Raw genomic sequence first — 16199 nt, 5'->3', positions numbered from 1 at the left:
CTTCTCAACAGGCAACCTCGACACCCTCTTTACAGCTCTCACAGGGTGCTCACAGGTGCGACCGGGACGCGTGGGGTGCGTCCGTGCCGTCTCCTCCTGGCCGGTCGTTCGTTCGTGGGTTGTCCAGTCCGATGCCCCTGACCAGGGCGTTCGCAGACGAGGAACCGATGACCAAGCAGCAACACCGCAGCAGGACCCGGCTCAGGCGCACCGCGCTCGCCGCCGGAGCCGCGCTCACCGTCGTCGTCACCGGCGCCGGTGCCGCACCCGGCGCGGGGGCCGCGCAGGCCGCCACACCGGGTAAGCCGAAGCTCAAGTTGATCGCCGCGTCGAACTCCGTGACGCTCGACCGGTACGAGGGGGAACCCGGGGTCTACCTGGACCTCGGGACGTATCTGACCGTCGACAACGCGCCCTTGGAGTTCAAGGTGACGCGGAAGTCGTACAAGGACCCGGTCGTCGCGCGGCAGATCCTGCGCGACGGCACCAGAACGCAGTCGAAGCCGTTGCCCGCCGGGCTGGTGAAGGACTTCTCCGGGCTGCCCGGGTTCCTGGAGGTGACCGTCAAGGACGCGCAGGGCAAGGAGGTCGCCAAGAGCAAGGGCAACTTCTGCCCGAACAACGCCTCGGGCCGCCTCCGCCCGGACGCCCCGGCGACCTCCCACTATCCGGAGAGCTGCCCGACCAACCCCTTCACCCTCGGCTCGGTGTGGGGCGTGGAGAAGGGCTGGGCGGCCAACTCCTCCACGGTCGACTACGACAAGCCGGTCGACCTTCCGGCCGGTGACTACACGGCGAAGGTGTCGGTCGCCAAGAAGTACCGCGACTTCTTCTCCATCCCGAACAACCAGCCGACGGTGAAGGTGAAGGTCCGCCAGATCTCCGACGGCGGTGGCGGCGGTGGCGGTGAGGGCGGCGGCCAGGGCCTGACGGCCCAGCACGAGGGCATGCAGGGCATGCAGGGCATGCAGGGCATGCAGGGGATGGAGGGCATGCAGGGCATGTCCCACGACGCGGCGATGCCCGGCATGGCACACCACTACGGCCCGCGCGGCGCCGACGAGCCCACCCCCGGCGCCCTCTCGCACGCCCTGGAGGACCGCGGTCTCGCCCACCACCTCGGCGACGGCCGCGGCCACACCGACGGCTCCCGCATCGCGCCCGCGCTGAAGCCGAACAGCAAGCGGCCGACGGGCAGGGCGGGCGTCCCCGCCAACGTCCCGAAGCCCGACCTGCGTTCGCTCCCGGCGTGGGACATCGCCATCACCGACGGCGAGGACGGCGACGCACCCGGCAAGGAGTACCTCGCCTTCAGCGCCAACGTCTGGAACGCGGGCCCGGCCCCCCTCGTGGTCGACGGCTTCCGCAAGCCGGGCGCCGACTTGATGGACGCCTATCAGTACTTCTACGACGCCCACGGCAAGCAGGTCGGCTACACCCCCACCGGCACCATGGAGTGGGACCCGCGCATCGGCCACGAGCACTGGCACTTCACCGACTTCGCCAGCTACCGGCTGCTCGCCGCCGACCAGCACGAGATCGTCAAGAGCGGCAAGGAGGCCTTCTGCCTCGCCAACACCGACGCCATCGACTACACGGTCAAGAACGCCAACTGGAAGCCGTACAACACCGATCTCTCGACCGCCTGCGGCCAGCAGAACTCCATCTCGGTCCGTGAGGTCCTCGACGTCGGCTCCGGCGACACCTACACCCAGTACCGCCCGGGCCAGTCCTTCGACATCACGGACCTCCCCAACGGCACCTACTACATCCAGGTCATCGCCAACCCCTCCAAGCGCCTCCAGGAGACCAACCTCAACAACAACGTCGCCCTCCGCAAGGTCGTCCTGGGCGGCGAGCCCAACAAGCGGACGGTGACGGTACCGCCGCTGGACCTGGTCAATGCGCCGTAGCAGTACGAGTAAGTAAGCAGTAGGAGTAAGTCAGTCGTGTAGGCAAGTCGTGTAAGCAAGTCGTCCCCGGAGCCCGCGACGGGCTCCGGGGACACGGACGAATGTGAAACAAGGCGTGGTGGGTGGGGGAGATTCGGTACGGGTCTCCTGTGAGCGGTTTTGGCGCGAGACGCTCGGAGCGCTCCGCCGCTCCACTGCTCGGAAGGCAAGTAAGTGATCCTTCGCACCACCCCCCACAGAACCGCCCTCCTCGCCGCCGCCTCGGCCCTCCTGCTCACCTCCTGCGGTGTCGTCGACGCCGTCAGCGGCAGCGACAGCTCCGCGAGCCCCAAGAAGGGCGACGACATCACGGTGGGCCTGCTCCTGCCCGACAAGGAGACCAAGCGCTTCGAGAAGTTCGACTACCCCCTCATCAAGGCGCGGGTCGCCGAACTCACCGACGGCAAGGGCGAGGTCCGTTACGCCAACGCCCTGGCGAGCGCGGACAAGCAGAGCCGGCAGTTCGAGCAGATGATCGCCGCCAAGGTGGACGTCGTCCTGGTCGACGCGGTCAACGCCAAGACGATCGCACCGGCCGTGCAGAAGGCGAAGGACGCGGGCATCCCGGTCATCGCGTACGACCGCCTGGCCGAGGGCCCGATCGACGCGTACATATCCCACGACAACGAACTCGTCGGCGAGGTCCAGGGCCGCGCCCTCCTCGGCGCCCTCGGGGACAAGTCCGCCACCAGCAAGATCGTCATGCTCAACGGTTCCCCCGCCGACCCCAACACGGCCCGCTTCAAGGAGGGCGCCCTCAGCGTCCTCCAGAACCACGTCGTCGTCGCCAAGTCGTACGACGTGGACGAGTGGAAGCCCGAGACGGCGGGCGCCGACATGAAGAAGGCGATCGAAGCCGTCGGCCTCAAGGACATCGCCGCCGTCTACTCCGCCAACGACGGCATGGCAGGCGCCGCGATCGACGCCATGAAGGCGGCCGGCGCCACCACGCTCCCCCCGGTCACCGGCCAGGACGCCGACCTCGCCGCGGTCCAGCGGATCATCTCCGGCGAGCAGTACATGACCGTCTACAAGTCCTTCCTGGAAGAAGCCAACAACGCCGCGGAAATGGCCGTCGCCAAGGTCCAGGACCAGGACATCCTCTTCGACTCCCTCGCCGCGGACACGGTCGACAGCCCGACCCAGAAGGACATCCCGTCGATGCTGGTCCCGGTCGTCGCCCTGACGAAGGACAACATCGAGGACACGGTGATCAAGGACGGGGTCTACAAGGTGAAGGAGATCTGTACGTCGGCGTATGCGGCGGAATGCGCGGGGATGGGGTTGGAGTAGGGAGGGGAGCGGCGGAGAACGGCGGGGAGTTTCGCGGGACGGCGGAACGGTTCAGCTTGCTCGTTGGAGTGAAGTGCGGGCAGGTTCCGGGCGGTTGGGGGAGAGCAAGCATCAAGCTCCCGCCATGAGGAACGCCGATCAAGGAGCCGAACCGGACCTCCTGGCGCGGACGGAGCCCGTCGTGATGCTCGGCCGGTACGCGCAGGTGTCACCGATGCCGGTCCGCCCGGAGTACTTCGACGGGGCGGCCCATGTACCGCTCTCGCCCCCGGACTTCCGGCACAGTGACACCGTCATGAGCGTGCTCTTCCAGCTCCGTACGGCCGAGGTGGCACACGTGGGCACGGGGAACGGTTACCGTTTCGCCGCCCCGACCGCCGCAACGCTGGCCCTGCTCGCCCCGGACTTCTACGTCAAGCGCCGCAAGCCGACCGCGGCCGACGAGTCGCACTACGAGAGTCACCCGGGCTGGTACCCCATCGACCTCCTCGCCCTGGTCGGCGAGGTCACCTCGACCAACCACTGGACGGACACCGGCCCCAAGTTCCGCGCCTACGCCGCCGCCGGAGTCCCCGTCCACGTCCTCATCGACCGCCACTCCAAGACGGCCCACTGCTACACGAACCCGATCCTCCCCGGCGACGACCCCACCGAGGCGTACTACGACACCGACATCAAGGTCGACCTCGGCGAACCGCTGCCGCTCCCGGCGCCGTATCCCGTGTTGGACACGGCGCCCTTCTTGGAGACCTGACGGGCCTGCCACCGCCGCGCAACGAAGACGGCTCAGGACTGTTCAGACCTCCTTCGACCGATCAGGCCTCCTTCGGCCCCGCCGACTGCACCACCTCGAACGACCACAGCGTCGCCCCGGTCGCCGCGGGCCGCTGCGCCCCGCCGCCGGCGCCGCCGCCCGCGCCCTGGCCGTGCGTGGCGCCCATGTTCGACCGCCACTTCTCGAAGTCCTCCTCCGAGCGCCAGCGCGTGTACACGAGGTAGGTGTCTGTGCCCTCGACGGGGCGGAGGAGCTCGAACCACTCGAAGCCGTCCGAGCCCTCCACCGCACCGGCACGAGCGGCGAACCGCTTCTCCAGTTCCTCGCGCTGTTCCGCCGGGACCGTGAGTACGTTGATCTTTACGATGCTCATGTCCCCATTGTGCGCCGGGTGCCCGGAGTCAGGCCCCGGGGCCCACGGGCTCGTCGCCGCGCAGGGTGATGCGGTGCATCACGCGGTGCCGGCCGCCGTAGTCGCGGTTGGCGTAGTGCGCGGTGCTGCGGTTGTCCCAGAGGGCCACGTCACCGGCCCGCCACCGGTGCCGGACCAGATGCTCCGGCTTCGTCAGGTGGGCGTACAGGATGTCCAGCAGCCCCCGGCTCTCGTACTCCGAGACGCCCGCGATGTGGGACGTGAAGCCCGGGTTCACGAACAGGCCCTTCCGTCCGCTCTCGGGGTGGACCCGCACCACCGGGTGTTCCACCGGGACCAGCTGGGTCACCACCTCGCCGTCCCAGACGTTGCCGCGCCCCTGGCGGCGCTGGGCCAGGTAGTAGCCGAACTCACGGTTGCCGTCGTGGACGGCGGTGAGCGTGTCGACGTACGCGCGCAGACCCGGCGACAGCGAGTCGTAGGCCAGCTGGCTGTCCGCCCAGGTCGTGTCCCCGCCGTTCGGGGGCAGCACGACCGCGCGGAGGATCGAGATCGCGGGCGGGCGGCGGACGAACGTCACGTCCGTGTGCCACACGTCCGAGAACCCGCCGTCCTGGCTGTCCAGCGCGTACACCTCGGGCGCCACGTCCCCGGAGTCGTGCACCGGGTGCCCCGCGGTGACCTCGCCGAGGCGTCGGCCGAACTCGATCTGCGCCGCGTCGTCCAAGCCGTCCTGGCCCCGGACGAACAGCACCTTGTACGCCACGAGCGTCTCCCTCAGCGACCGCACCTCCTCGTCGGTGAGACGGGCGAGGTCGATGCCGTCGATCTCGGCGCCGAAGTTCGGGCCGAGCGGCGTGAGCCGAAGCTGGGGAGGGGTGGTGACCGTCATCTCAACTTCCTTTCCTCGATGCGGCGTTCAGGACGCGGCGGCCGACTTGACCGCGTGGGACACCTCGGCCCGCAGCTCCGCGAACTCCCGTGACTCACGCAGCTCGTCGGCGTCGATCCCGTCCCGGGGGAGGTCGATGGGCAGGTCGAGGGCGACGGTTCCGGGGGCCTTGCTGAGGACGACGATCCGGGAGCCGAGGAAGACCGCCTCCTCGGCGGAGTGCGTGACGAAGACCGTCGTACGGCCGGTGACCTGCCGTACGTCCTCCTGGAGCCGCTCCCTGGTCAGCGCGTCGAGCGCCGCGAACGGCTCGTCGAGGAGGAAGAGCGGGTTCTCGGCGGCGAGGGCGCGGGCGATGGCGACCCGTTGCTGTTGCCCGCCGGAGATCTCCCACACGCGCCGCTTCTCCGTGCCCTCCAGGCCCACGCGGGCGAGCAACTCGGCTCGCCTGGCGGCCCATTGGGAGCGCTCCACGCCCGCGTACCGCAGCGCCAGGTCGATGTTCCCCCGCACCGTGCGCCATGGGAACAGCCGCGGTGACTGGAACACCACGCCGGCCGACGAGCCCGGCTTCGGCGCTTTGCCGGACACCCGCACCGCACCCTCCGTCGGCTCCTCGAACCCGCCGATCAGCCGCAGCAGCGTGCTCTTGCCGCAGCCCGACGCGCCGACGAGTACGAGGAACTCGCCCGCGGGGACGGTGAGATCGACGGGACCGACGGCGGTGACGGGACCGTACCGATGGACGACGTTCTCGATGCGCACCGAGCCGTCGAGCGAAGTCGCCTTCTGTATGGCGTCAGTTGAGGACATCGGGCAGTCCCTTCAGATAGAAGGCCTTGCTGACCGTCGCCTCGCTCGGCGCCGCGTCGATCTGCTTCTGGCCGGCGAGGAACTTCGCGGTGTCGGTGACGTAGGTGAGCAGCTTGCCGGGGCTGCCGTCGGTGCCCAGCCACGCGGCGGAGGCGACCTCGTCCGGGGTGAGGAACACGCCCTGTGCCAGCTGGGCCTTGGCGTCGGCGGCGCTGATGCCGAGTTCGGCGGAGACGTCCTTGACGGCACCGTCGGGGTCGGACTTCAGCAGCCGCAGGGCCTCCGCCTGGACCGAGCGCCAGGTGTCGATGGCCTTGGGGTCGCGGGAGATCAGCTCGTCCGACACGACCGCGAGGTCCAGCGTCGGCTTGCCCGCCGCGCCGATCTCCTTGCTGCTGGTCAACTGCGTGCCGGTCTTGCGGAGTTCGTCGAGCGTGGGCAGCCAGACGTACGCGGCATCGATGTCACCCCGTTCCCAGGCGGCGAGGATCGGCTGCGGCTGGAGGTCGATCAGCTTGACGTCGGACGCCTTCAGTCCGGCCTCCTCCAGCGCGGCGAGGAGGCTGTAGTGCGAGGTGGAGGCGAAGGGCGTGGCGATGGTCCTGCCCTTGAGACCGGCGACGTCGGTGATGCCGGTCTCCTCGCGGGCGACGAGGGCCTCGTTCTCACCGGCCACGTCCAGGATGAACGCCACCTTGTACGGGATCGGCGAACTCCCCGACACACCACGGGCGAACGGGCTCGAACCGAGGGCCGCGATGTCGAGGGACTTGCCGATGAAGGCCTGGTTGACGCCGGCGCCCGAGTCGAACTTGATCCAGGAGATCTTGTGGTCCGGCAGCGCCTTCTCCAGCAGCTTTCTCTGCTTGACGATCAAGTCGCCGCTGGGGAAGGCGAAGTAGCCGATCCGGAGCGTCTTGGACCCACCGGAGGAGGCCGCCTCGCTGTCCGAGGAGCAGCCGGTGAGAGCGGCGGTGGCGGTGGCGAGGGCGCCGGCGAGGACGAGGCGGCGGGAGGGACCGGGGGAGGGACGGGACATGGCAGGGCCGTTTCTGTGCGGGGGAGTTGAGGGTGGTGTCGCACGCCTGTCGGTGCGGGACCGGGTGCTTATGCGCGACCGCGCCACGGGACGACGGCCCGTTCCAGCCGCAGCAGCAACCCGTCGATGACGAGCCCGGAGATCCCGATGGCGATGATCCCGACAAGCACCACCGGGGTGTTGTTGTAGTTCGCGGCGTCCTTGACCATCCCGCCGATCCCGGGCAGCCCGTTGACCAGTTCGGCGGCGACGAGCGAGGAGTACGCCACCCCCACGGCCAGCCGTACGCCGGTGAGGGTCTCCGGCAGCGCGGACGGCAGGACGACGTCCTTCACCACGTCCCACCGCGACCCGCCCAGCGCCCGCGCGGCCTCGACGAGGCTCTGCGGTACGGCGGCGACGGCCGCCGTGGTCGACACCGCGACCGGAGGGAAGGCGGCCACGGCGAGCAGCGTGATCTTCGGCTCCTCATTGATGCCGAGCCAGATGATGAGCAGCGAGAAGTACGCCAGCGGCGGCAGTGTCCGCAGGAAGGTGATCCACGGCTCGAACAGCGACCGGAACCACCCGGCGGTCCCCATCAGCACCCCGAACACCACCCCCGCGAGGATGCCGATAGCGGCGCCGAGCGCGATCCGGCGCAGGCTGATGCCGAGATGCTCGATGAGGGTCGTGCCGTTGTAGCCGCGTACGCCGTCGTGCGTGGTGGACACGTCGACGAAGGCGTCCCACACCTTGGCCGGCGGCGGCACCAGCGTCTCGCTCCACGTCCCGCCCGCGGCGAGCAACTGCCACAGGGCGAGGAAGAGGAGAAGCGAACCGAAGGGGAGGGCGATGTGCCGGGCGCGGGCCCAAGCGCGGGCCTTGGGAGGCGAATTGAGGGACGCGGGGGTCGGTTCGGCCTTTTGCAGCCGAGACGTCGTGGACATGGGCGACCTCCAACGGGCGCCGAGGGGTGAGCGGTCGGGTACGCGGATGTGACCGCACCCGAGAAGGGGGGAGAGACCCGTCAGGGAAGCGGGGTCAGAGAGCGGAGCAGACCGCGATCAGCGAGAACAAGCCGCGATCAGCGACAACACGAAGCCGGGCGTCGGCACAGGTCGATGACCAGGCGTCGCACGAGCGGCTTGAGAATCATGCGCCAAGTTGTACAGCAGCGGCAGCGCGCCAAAAAGAGGTGTCTTACGTGCTGGACCGGCGCCGCGGTCAGAGCATGTGCCCCTCGTGCAGCTGAACCCCGTCCACCGTCACCAGGTCTGTCCGCTCCGACCCCCCGACCACTCGCACCCAGCTGTCCACGCTCAACTCCTCCCCCTGGAGCTTGATGTGGAAGCCGCCGTACATGCCCGGTACGGGGAACCAGAGGCGAGGGACGTCGAGTTCGGTCAGTACCACCGGGTCGGGGAGGCGCAGGGCGTGCTTGGTCGCGAGGTCCTCCCGGCCCGCGGCGCCGCCCGAGCGGTGGTGGATGAGGCGGTGGAGGTGGGCGCGCAGTCGGTCGAGGACGTCCTGCGGGAGTGGGTGGCGGTAGGCCGGTGACAGCAGGGGTGTGAGGTGCTGGTGGCCGCGTTGCACCGCGATGTCCACCGCGCGGGTTCCGTCCGCCGAGCGCAGGGTGCGCCACGCGCCGCGTGCCAGTAGCCGGCCGACCGTCTCGACGTCGGTGCCGTGCCAGGCGGCCTGGTGCAGGGGGCCGTATCCGCTACGGCCTTCCAGGCGGCCCGAGTTGACCCACTCGGGCTGCTTGTCGAGGACCGCGAACACGGTCGGCCAGTCCCCGCGGTGCGCGGCGTCGGACATCCGGTCCCGTTCCGCGGCCCACGCCTCCTTGATGGCGGACCGGCGGACGACGCCGTCCCAGTGCGCGCTGCTCTCCTCGGCCATGCCGCCGAGTCTACGGATCACGGGCGCGGGCTCGGTAAGCCAGTCGAGTGTTCGCATGTATGAACAGAAATCAAGTACGCGACTATTGACGTCTTCGGACCGACACCCCTAGCTTCCCACGGAAAGCGCTTTCCAGCGCCTCGTCGAACAGCTCGCCGCTCCGCACCTCTGGCACGACCCGCACCGTCCTGGAGATGGAGATCCCCCATGCACCTGAGACTGAGACCCGTCATAGCCTGTGCCGCCCTGCTCGGCGGCACGCTCGTCGCCCTGTCCGGTACCGCCGCACAGGCCGCCACCACCCGCTACGAGGCCGAGACCTCACCCGCCGTCTGCACGGGCGCCGTCGAGACCGAGTGGAGCGGTTACTCCGGCAGCGGCTACTGCAACGCCACCAACGCCGTCGGCGCCTACGCCCAGGTGACCGTGTCGGCCCCCGCCGCGGGCACCGCGACCGTGGCCGTCCGGTTCGCCAACGGGACGACAACCGCACGAACGGCGAACATCATCGTGAACGGTACGACGGTCAGCACCGCCTCCTTCGAAGGCACCAGCACCTGGACCGGCTGGACGACCAAGACGCTCACCGTGCCGGTCGCCTCGGGCAGCAACACCATTCAGCTGAACCCGACCACCGCCAACGGCCTGCCCAACGTCGACTACCTCGACGTAACACCCCCCGAGGGCACCACCACACCCCCCGCGAGCGGCGCGCTCTACGTCTCGCCCAGCGGCACCGACAGCGCGGCCGGGACCATCGACGCCCCGACCACCCTGACCTCGGCGATCAGCAAGGTCGGCTCAGGTGGCACGATCTACCTGCGCGGAGGGACGTACACCTACTCCTCCACCGTGACCATCCCGGCCGGCAGCAACGGGACGTCGAGTGCGCGCACCCTGCTGTCCGCCTACGGGAGCGAGAAGCCGGTGCTCAACTTCTCGGCGCAGAGCGAGAGTTCGTCCAACCGGGGCATTCAGCTGAACGCCAACTACTGGCGGATCTACGGTCTGACGGTCGAGCGCGCCGGTGACAACGGCATCTACGTCGGCGGCAGCAACAACGTCATCGAGCGGACCGTCACCCGCTACAACCGCGACACCGGTCTCCAGCTCGGCCGTATCGCCTCCTCCACGCCGAGCAGCGACTGGCCCGCCAACAACCTGATCCTCAGCGCCGAGTCGCACGACAACGCCGACTCGGACGGCGAGGACGCGGACGGGTTCGCCGCCAAGCTGACCACCGGCAGCGGGAATGTGTTCCGGTACGCCGTCTCGCACAACAACATCGACGACGGCTGGGACCTCTACACCAAGACCGACACCGGCGCGATCGGCCCGGTCACCATCGAGGACTCCCTCTCCTACGACAATGGCACCCTCAGCGACGGCTCCCAGGCCGGCAGCGGGGACCGCAACGGCTACAAGCTCGGCGGCGACGACATCGCCGTCAACCACGTCGTGCGCCGCTCGATCGCCTTCGAGAACGGCAAGCACGGTTTCACGTGGAACAGCAACCCGGGCACGATGACGATCTCCAACAACCTGTCCATCGCCAACACCGAACGCAACTTCAACTTCGACGGCGGCACCTCGGTGTTCCGCAACAACACGTCGTGCGACAGCGGGTCCAGCGACCGGTACGTCGGTGACGCCGACAGCTCCAACCAGTTCTGGTCCGGCACCGACGGCTCCCGCTGCTCCGCCTACTCCGGCGCCCTGGCCTGGTCCTTCGCCTCCGACGGCACCCTGGTCGTGACGATCGGCGGCACCAAGGTCACGCTCTAGGTCACGTACTAGGCCACCCTCTGCGTCACGCTCCAGCACCACGTAACGCCACGTAACACCGCGTTCCGTAGGTGAGGCCCGGGTCCCCGATCCGGGCCTTCCGCGTGCGATACGGCAGTCTGGATCCTGTGAGCGAGAAATCCAGCGAAAGCCTGTTCATCAAGATCTGCGGTCTGAAGACCGAGCGGGACGTCGACACGGCCATCGAGGCCGGTGCCGACGCCATCGGTTTCGTCTTCACCGAGAGCCCGCGCCGCGTCGACGCCGCCACGGCCGCCCGGTTGATCCGCCGGGTGCCCGAGCACGTCCTGACGGTGGGCGTCTACCGCAAGGACTCCCTGGACTTCGTACGCGCCACCGCCACCGAGTCCGGCATCCGCGCCGTCCAGCTGCACGGCCCCGAGGACCGCGCCTACTACGACGACCTGGCCACCGGCGACTGGACCCTGATCCGCGCCGCCGCGTTCAACGACACGGTGCCCCGCGTCGGCGAGTACGGCGAGGACATCCTGCTCCTGGACGCCCCCATCCCGGGCTCCGGGATCGCCTGGGACTGGTCCAGCAAGCCGCTGGCGGCGCCGGGGGAGAAGTGGCTGCTCGCGGGTGGTCTGACTCCCGACAATGTGCGGGACGCGGTCGCCGTCACCCGCCCCTGGGGCGTCGATGTCTCCAGTGGGGTGGAACACAGTCGAGGGGTGAAGGACCCGGCCCTGATCACGGCCTTCGTCAAGGCGGCTCGTACGGGGGCCTGAGCGGTCCGTGCGTCAACCGGTCGTACGTCAATCGCCAGTACGTCAACACTGCGCGCGTCCCTCAACCGCTTCCGTGACCTGTGCATCTGTCACCGCGAGCGGAGGATTTCACCGGAGGCGACTACAGTTCTGTCACGGGGAATCCGCTCCCCTGTGCGGACCATGACTTCTGTGGTCCGCGGGAAGGCGCACATGCCCGCGCAGGACCGGCAGCACCCCGCCGCCGACCGGCTCGACGACGATCATCACCCGGCGTACACGATGGGCCGTGCCGCCGAGGTGATCGGTGCGACGCCCGGGTTCCTGCGGGCCCTCGGCGAGGCGGGGCTGATCACGCCGACGCGCTCCGAGGGTGGTCACCGCCGCTACTCCCGCCACCAGCTGCGGCTCGCCCTCCGGGCCCGCGAGATGGTCGACCAGGGCACGCCGATCGAGGCGGCCTGCCGGATCATCGGCCTGGAGGACCAGCTGGCGGAGGCCCTGCGGGTCAACGCCGAGCTACGGGTCGAAGGGGAGCCGCGGGTCAATGAGGAGCCGCGGGGCAGAACGAAATCCTGATGCCGCCGAGGTAGATATCCGGCGGGCCCGGTCATGAATTTCCCTGACCGTCCCTCATGTATTTTCGACGCTTTTCATTCATCCACCGGTCGTTTCTCGTCGTGCTACGCTGGACGTGAATTGCAGTTGTGGTTGCCGTTTTTCGGGATTCCCGGGCAGGTGATCATCGCAGCGATGAGGGAGCCCGCGAGGTGCGGGCCTCCAGCACTGCCTCAGGAGAATTGACATGGCCACCGGTACCGTGAAGTGGTTCAACGCGGAAAAGGGCTTCGGTTTCATCGCGCAGGACGGCGGCGGCCCCGACGTCTTCGCCCACTACTCGAACATCGCCACCCAGGGCTTCCGTGAGCTGCAGGAAGGCCAGAAGGTGAACTTCGACGTCGTGCAGGGCCAGAAGGGCCCGCAGGCGGAGAACATCGTTCCCGCCTGACCTCGGCGCAGGAATTCCGTACACGTATACGGCATTAAGGGCCCGCACCTCGGGGTGCGGGTCCTTTCTCGTATCCGGACACCGAAGAATCGTGAGGCACCATGCGCTGTGTGATCGCCCGTTTCCCCTTCGATTTTTTCAAGCCCGAGGTCGAGGCAGCGATGGCGGGCGTCCAGCCCGAACCCGTCACGGCCGCCTGTGTCGTCATCGGTGACCAGCTGTTCCCGGTCAAGCAGGTCGGCCGGATCATCACGGGCCAGGATCCCCGTGACTTCACCGCCGCCGAGGTGAGCAGGGCGCTGACCCGCCTCGGCTTCACGTGTCATGCTGCTCCGCCGCAGCAGCCGTCCCCTACGAGCGAGTGGGGCTTCTGACCACGGGCTGAGAGCTCCAGGGGGCGATCACTCGCCCCCCGAGGTGGCGACAACAGACCGGCAATTCCCGGACAACGCATGGGAGTTCGCTGATCGCAGGGCCGAGTTACGATCCACCGATCCTCAGCCCGAGCAGCACTCAGCGAGCCAGAAGCAGAAGGAACCCATGCGTAGATTGAAGTCGGTCGTCACCAGCGCGGTCCTGGCATTCGGCGCCCTCGCGGCCACGGCGGGCACCCCCGCGCAGGCGGCGACCGAGGTGCGGTACGTGGCGCTGGGGGACTCCTACGCGTCCGGGGTCGGCGCCGGCCACTACGACAGCGCCAGCGGTGACTGCAAGCGCAGCCAGCTCGGCTATCCGGCGCTCTGGGCCGGTGTGCACGACGAGTACCAGCTGACGGACGTCTCGTGCAGCGGCGCGACCATGGCCGACGTACGGGCGAACCAGCTGTCCGCGCTGAGCACCGACACCGACGCTGTCACCCTCACCGTCGGCGGCAACGACGCCCAGTTCTCGTCGGTGGTCCAGGCGTGTCTCACCAAGGACGACGCCTACTGCAAGACGGCCACGGACTGGATGTCGTACTACGCGACGCACCAGATGGCCGACGAACTCGCCGCGCTCTACCGGGACATCAAGGCCCGTGCCCCGCACGCCGAGATCGCCGTCCTCGGCTACCCGCAGGCGCTGTCCGCGACCGGTACCTGCCCGGTGATCGACCTCGGCTCCGCCAAGCGCGGCTACATGAACGACTTCGCCGACGCCCTCGCCGAGGGCACCAAGGCCGCGGCCGACAAGGAGTCGGTGACCTTCATCGACGTGCGCGACGCGTTCCAGGGCCACGGGGCGTGCGGTTCCGACCCGTGGATCAACAACCTGTCCTCCGGCACCGAGGTCTTCCACCCGACCCTCGCGGGCTACATCGCCGGCTACTACGGGGAGCTGGACGGCGCCTGGAGCTAACCTCCCGCCGCTGAGCAGAGCCGCCTACGGTCGTCCGTAGGCGGCTCACAGTTCTTTCAGCGGACTTCAACGGGCAGTGCTTCCCGGGTGGCCGCGACGGGCCCGCGGGAGTGACCTCGCGGAAGTCCGTCAGGTAGGGCGGTGTTCGCTTGCCGGAACGGGGGGCCCTCACTACGGTCGATCGTGTTCGTAGAAGTTCGAACTACGAGTCCTATGGGGGGATATGGGGTTCATGTCCGCAGGCCGCCGGTGGCCTGCTCGGCGAAGGTGACGATGAAGTCCCTCAGCGCCGACAGGTCCGTCTCCTCGCCGCTCGCCTCCAGGCAGAGCCGGCTGAGCTGAGGCATCACCATCGGCCAGGCGCCCAGTCCGATGAGGGTCAGCAGCAGAAGTCCGCTGTCCTTCTCGGAACCACCGGCGGCGGCCGTCAGCGACTTGGCGGCCTGCGCGTACCAGGGGGCCCGGCCGGAGACGTCGGCGGTGCCGAGATGTCCGTCCTGGAGTCCCTCGAAGACGAGCAGGCGCAGCAAGGTGGGGTCGTTGCGGTGGTAGTCGAAGATGCGGCCGACGTAGTCGCCCACTGACCCCTCGCCCGGGCGCACCTCTCGGACGAGTTCGCTCATCGCCTCGGCGATGACGGCCCTGAACAGGCCTTCCTTGCTCTCGAAGTGCCCGTAGATGCGTTCCTTGTTGACGCCTGCGCGCTCCGCGATGCGGTTCACCCGCGCTCCGGCGATGCCGTAGCTGCTGAACTCCACGCGGGCGGAGTCCAGGAGTCGGCGCTTGGTCGTTTCCGTGTTCCCAGCCATGTGACCACTCTATCCCCGTGACCAGCCAACCGGTTGGTTGACAGCATTTGATGCACATGCAACGATCTCCAACCAACAGGTTGGATGGAGCAGTCCCGTCCGCTCAGCAGTTCCCACCCGAAAGGCCCTCAGGCGCGTGAAGATCGCAATCTCAGGTACGTACTCGGCCGGCAAGACCTCGACCGTCATGGCGCTGTCCCGCTACACCGGTGTCCCGCGCACCCTGGCCCGCACCATCCGCGAGATCCTCCCCGAGGCGGTGCCCGGCAAGGCGCTCTCGGAGGTCACCCCGGCGGAGTTCCTCCAGCTGATGCTGCGCCGGCACACCGGCCGGGCCGCCGCGGAGGCCGTACTCGGCGACCACTTCATCTCCGACGGCTCCTCGCTCCAGGAATGGCTGTACGGCGCCGGCCGCGTCATGCACGGGATGAACCCGAACGCCACCGCCGGCAACGAGGGCGGCCGCGCGCTCGTGACGGAGGCGGAGATGGAGTTCTTCGCGAAGGTCGTCGACCAGTACGCCATCGCGCTCAAGGCGCATGTGAAGAACACCTACGACGCCTACGTCCACCTGGAGCACGAGCTCCCGATCGCCGCCGACGGCCACCGCCCGATGAACGAGGGCTTCCGCGGCACGATCGACAAGATGCTCCTCCAGACGCTGGACGAGCTGGAGATCCCGTACCACATCGTCCGCGGCACCATGCCCGAGCGCCTGACGCAGATCTGCGAACTGTTCGACCTCAAGCCCGTGATGAGCATGGACGAGGCTCTGGAGCTCTCCCGCCAGGACTACGACGCCCAGGACTTCCGCCTGGAGACCGAGCGCGTCGCCCCGGTCGCCGCCTGAACCCCCCTCATCCCCTTCTGGCTCTGCCTCCCCTTCTGGTTCTGGAGTTTTCTGTCATGTCGAAGAAGCCGTCCGTCGTCATCGCCTACTACTCGGGCTTCGGTCACACCGATGTGTTCGCACAGGCTGTGGAGCGCGGTGCCGTCTCCGCCGGTGCTGAGGTGAGCCTGGTCCGGGTGGACACGATCACCGACGAGCAGTGGCAGTTGCTGGACGACGCGGACGCGATCGTGTTCGGTTCGCCGACCTATATGGGCAGCGCGGCGGGCAAGTTCCATGTGTTCGCGGAGTCGACGTCCAAGCGGTGGGCCACGGCGGCGTGGAAGAACAAGCTGGGCGCCGGTTTCACGAACGCCGCGTGCAAGGCGGGCGACAAGCACTCCACGCTGGCCTACTTCGCCACCCTCGCGGCTCAGCACCAGATGCACTGGATCAACCTGGGCCTGCACCCGGGCTGGCACACCAGCACCGAGTCGGAGAACGACCTCAACCGGCTGGGTTACTTCAACGGGGCCGCCGCCAGTACCCCCGCAGACCTGCCGCCCTCCGAGGTCTCCAAGGCCGACGTCGCCACCGCCGAGCACCTCGGTGAGCAGGTCGCCCGGCACACCGCCGTCGTCCTCGCCGGCCGCGAGGCCCTCGGCATCACCGCCTGA

18 protein-coding genes are annotated in these 16199 nt (G+C 68.6%); 11 read left to right on the top strand and 7 right to left on the bottom strand.

All coding sequences use genetic code 11. The features are described 5' to 3' along the window. Positions 1–167 precede the first annotated feature (167 nt). From ABZ928_RS10770 to ABZ928_RS10760, 3 genes are all read left to right on the top strand, one after another. Entirely contained in the window at positions 168–1913 is a 1746-nt protein-coding gene (locus ABZ928_RS10770) for a lysyl oxidase family protein (protein ID WP_361516866.1), read from the top strand. 213 nt (positions 1914–2126) lie between these two features. Beyond that, complete coding sequence (locus ABZ928_RS10765) at positions 2127–3245, top strand: substrate-binding domain-containing protein (RefSeq protein WP_361516864.1); 1119 nt, start codon at positions 2127–2129, stop codon at positions 3243–3245. 124 nt (positions 3246–3369) lie between these two features. Then, a complete protein-coding gene (locus tag ABZ928_RS10760; protein WP_361516862.1) occupies positions 3370–3999 on the top strand; it encodes a Uma2 family endonuclease in 630 nt (209 codons plus the stop codon). 61 nt (positions 4000–4060) lie between these two features. Here the strand turns inward: ABZ928_RS10760 and ABZ928_RS10755 are convergent, their stop codons facing one another. The 6 genes from ABZ928_RS10755 to ABZ928_RS10730 form a co-directional block, all read right to left on the bottom strand. Beyond that, positions 4061–4393: an antibiotic biosynthesis monooxygenase gene (locus tag ABZ928_RS10755; RefSeq protein WP_361516860.1), complete on the bottom strand. Its 333-nt coding sequence runs from the start codon at positions 4391–4393 to the stop codon at positions 4061–4063. A 28-nt stretch (positions 4394–4421) separates the two neighbouring features. Then, positions 4422–5285: a TauD/TfdA family dioxygenase gene (locus ABZ928_RS10750; RefSeq protein WP_361516858.1), complete on the bottom strand. Its 864-nt coding sequence runs from the start codon at positions 5283–5285 to the stop codon at positions 4422–4424. Between the two features lie 27 nt (positions 5286–5312). Then, a complete protein-coding gene (locus tag ABZ928_RS10745; protein ID WP_361516856.1) occupies positions 5313–6098 on the bottom strand; it encodes an ABC transporter ATP-binding protein in 786 nt (261 codons plus the stop codon). Further along, entirely contained in the window at positions 6085–7137 is a 1053-nt protein-coding gene (locus tag ABZ928_RS10740; RefSeq protein ID WP_361516854.1) for an ABC transporter substrate-binding protein, read from the bottom strand. Before ABZ928_RS10740 ends, ABZ928_RS10745 begins: the two co-directional genes overlap by 14 nt. A 68-nt stretch (positions 7138–7205) precedes the next feature. Beyond that, positions 7206–8066, bottom strand: coding sequence for an ABC transporter permease (locus ABZ928_RS10735; protein ID WP_361516852.1), 861 nt, complete (start codon positions 8064–8066; stop codon positions 7206–7208). Positions 8067–8343: 277 nt separating this feature from the next. Continuing rightward, positions 8344–9021 (bottom strand): ankyrin repeat domain-containing protein, encoded by a 678-nt coding sequence (locus tag ABZ928_RS10730; RefSeq protein ID WP_361516850.1) that lies wholly within the window; start codon positions 9019–9021, stop codon positions 8344–8346. A 207-nt stretch (positions 9022–9228) separates the two neighbouring features. Between ABZ928_RS10730 and ABZ928_RS10725 the strand changes: the two genes are divergently transcribed. From ABZ928_RS10725 to ABZ928_RS10700, 6 genes are all read left to right on the top strand, one after another. Beyond that, positions 9229–10806: a CBM35 domain-containing protein gene (locus tag ABZ928_RS10725; protein WP_361516848.1), complete on the top strand. Its 1578-nt coding sequence runs from the start codon at positions 9229–9231 to the stop codon at positions 10804–10806. Between the two features lie 128 nt (positions 10807–10934). Then, the gene (locus tag ABZ928_RS10720; protein WP_361516846.1) at positions 10935–11558 is read left to right on the top strand and encodes a phosphoribosylanthranilate isomerase; all 624 of its coding nucleotides are present in this window, start codon (positions 10935–10937) and stop codon (positions 11556–11558) included. Between the two features lie 192 nt (positions 11559–11750). Then, complete coding sequence (locus ABZ928_RS10715) at positions 11751–12116, top strand: MerR family transcriptional regulator (protein WP_361517630.1); 366 nt, start codon at positions 11751–11753, stop codon at positions 12114–12116. Between the two features lie 226 nt (positions 12117–12342). Then, complete coding sequence (locus ABZ928_RS10710) at positions 12343–12546, top strand: cold-shock protein (RefSeq protein ID WP_361516844.1); 204 nt, start codon at positions 12343–12345, stop codon at positions 12544–12546. Positions 12547–12647: 101 nt separating this feature from the next. Further along, positions 12648–12920 (top strand): SCO5918 family protein, encoded by a 273-nt coding sequence (locus ABZ928_RS10705; protein ID WP_361516842.1) that lies wholly within the window; start codon positions 12648–12650, stop codon positions 12918–12920. Positions 12921–13086: 166 nt separating this feature from the next. Then, on the top strand, positions 13087–13884 hold the full coding sequence (locus ABZ928_RS10700) for an SGNH/GDSL hydrolase family protein (protein ID WP_361516840.1): 798 nt from the start codon (positions 13087–13089) through the stop codon (positions 13882–13884). Positions 13885–14114: 230 nt separating this feature from the next. On the opposite strand, the gene ABZ928_RS10695 is transcribed toward ABZ928_RS10700, so the two are convergent. Beyond that, complete coding sequence (locus ABZ928_RS10695; RefSeq protein WP_361516838.1) at positions 14115–14693, bottom strand: TetR/AcrR family transcriptional regulator; 579 nt, start codon at positions 14691–14693, stop codon at positions 14115–14117. A 136-nt stretch (positions 14694–14829) separates the two neighbouring features. Between ABZ928_RS10695 and ABZ928_RS10690 the strand changes: the two genes are divergently transcribed. Beyond that, on the top strand, positions 14830–15543 hold the full coding sequence (locus ABZ928_RS10690; protein WP_361516836.1) for an ATP-binding protein: 714 nt from the start codon (positions 14830–14832) through the stop codon (positions 15541–15543). A gap of 56 nt (positions 15544–15599) precedes the next feature. Beyond that, positions 15600–16199: a flavodoxin family protein gene (locus ABZ928_RS10685; protein ID WP_361516830.1), complete on the top strand. Its 600-nt coding sequence runs from the start codon at positions 15600–15602 to the stop codon at positions 16197–16199.

The organism is Streptomyces sp. NPDC046909, from assembly GCF_040644695.1.
In the GTDB taxonomy this organism is placed as follows: domain Bacteria; phylum Actinomycetota; class Actinomycetes; order Streptomycetales; family Streptomycetaceae; genus Streptomyces.
This window is presented reverse-complemented; position numbering and strand designations above follow the sequence as displayed.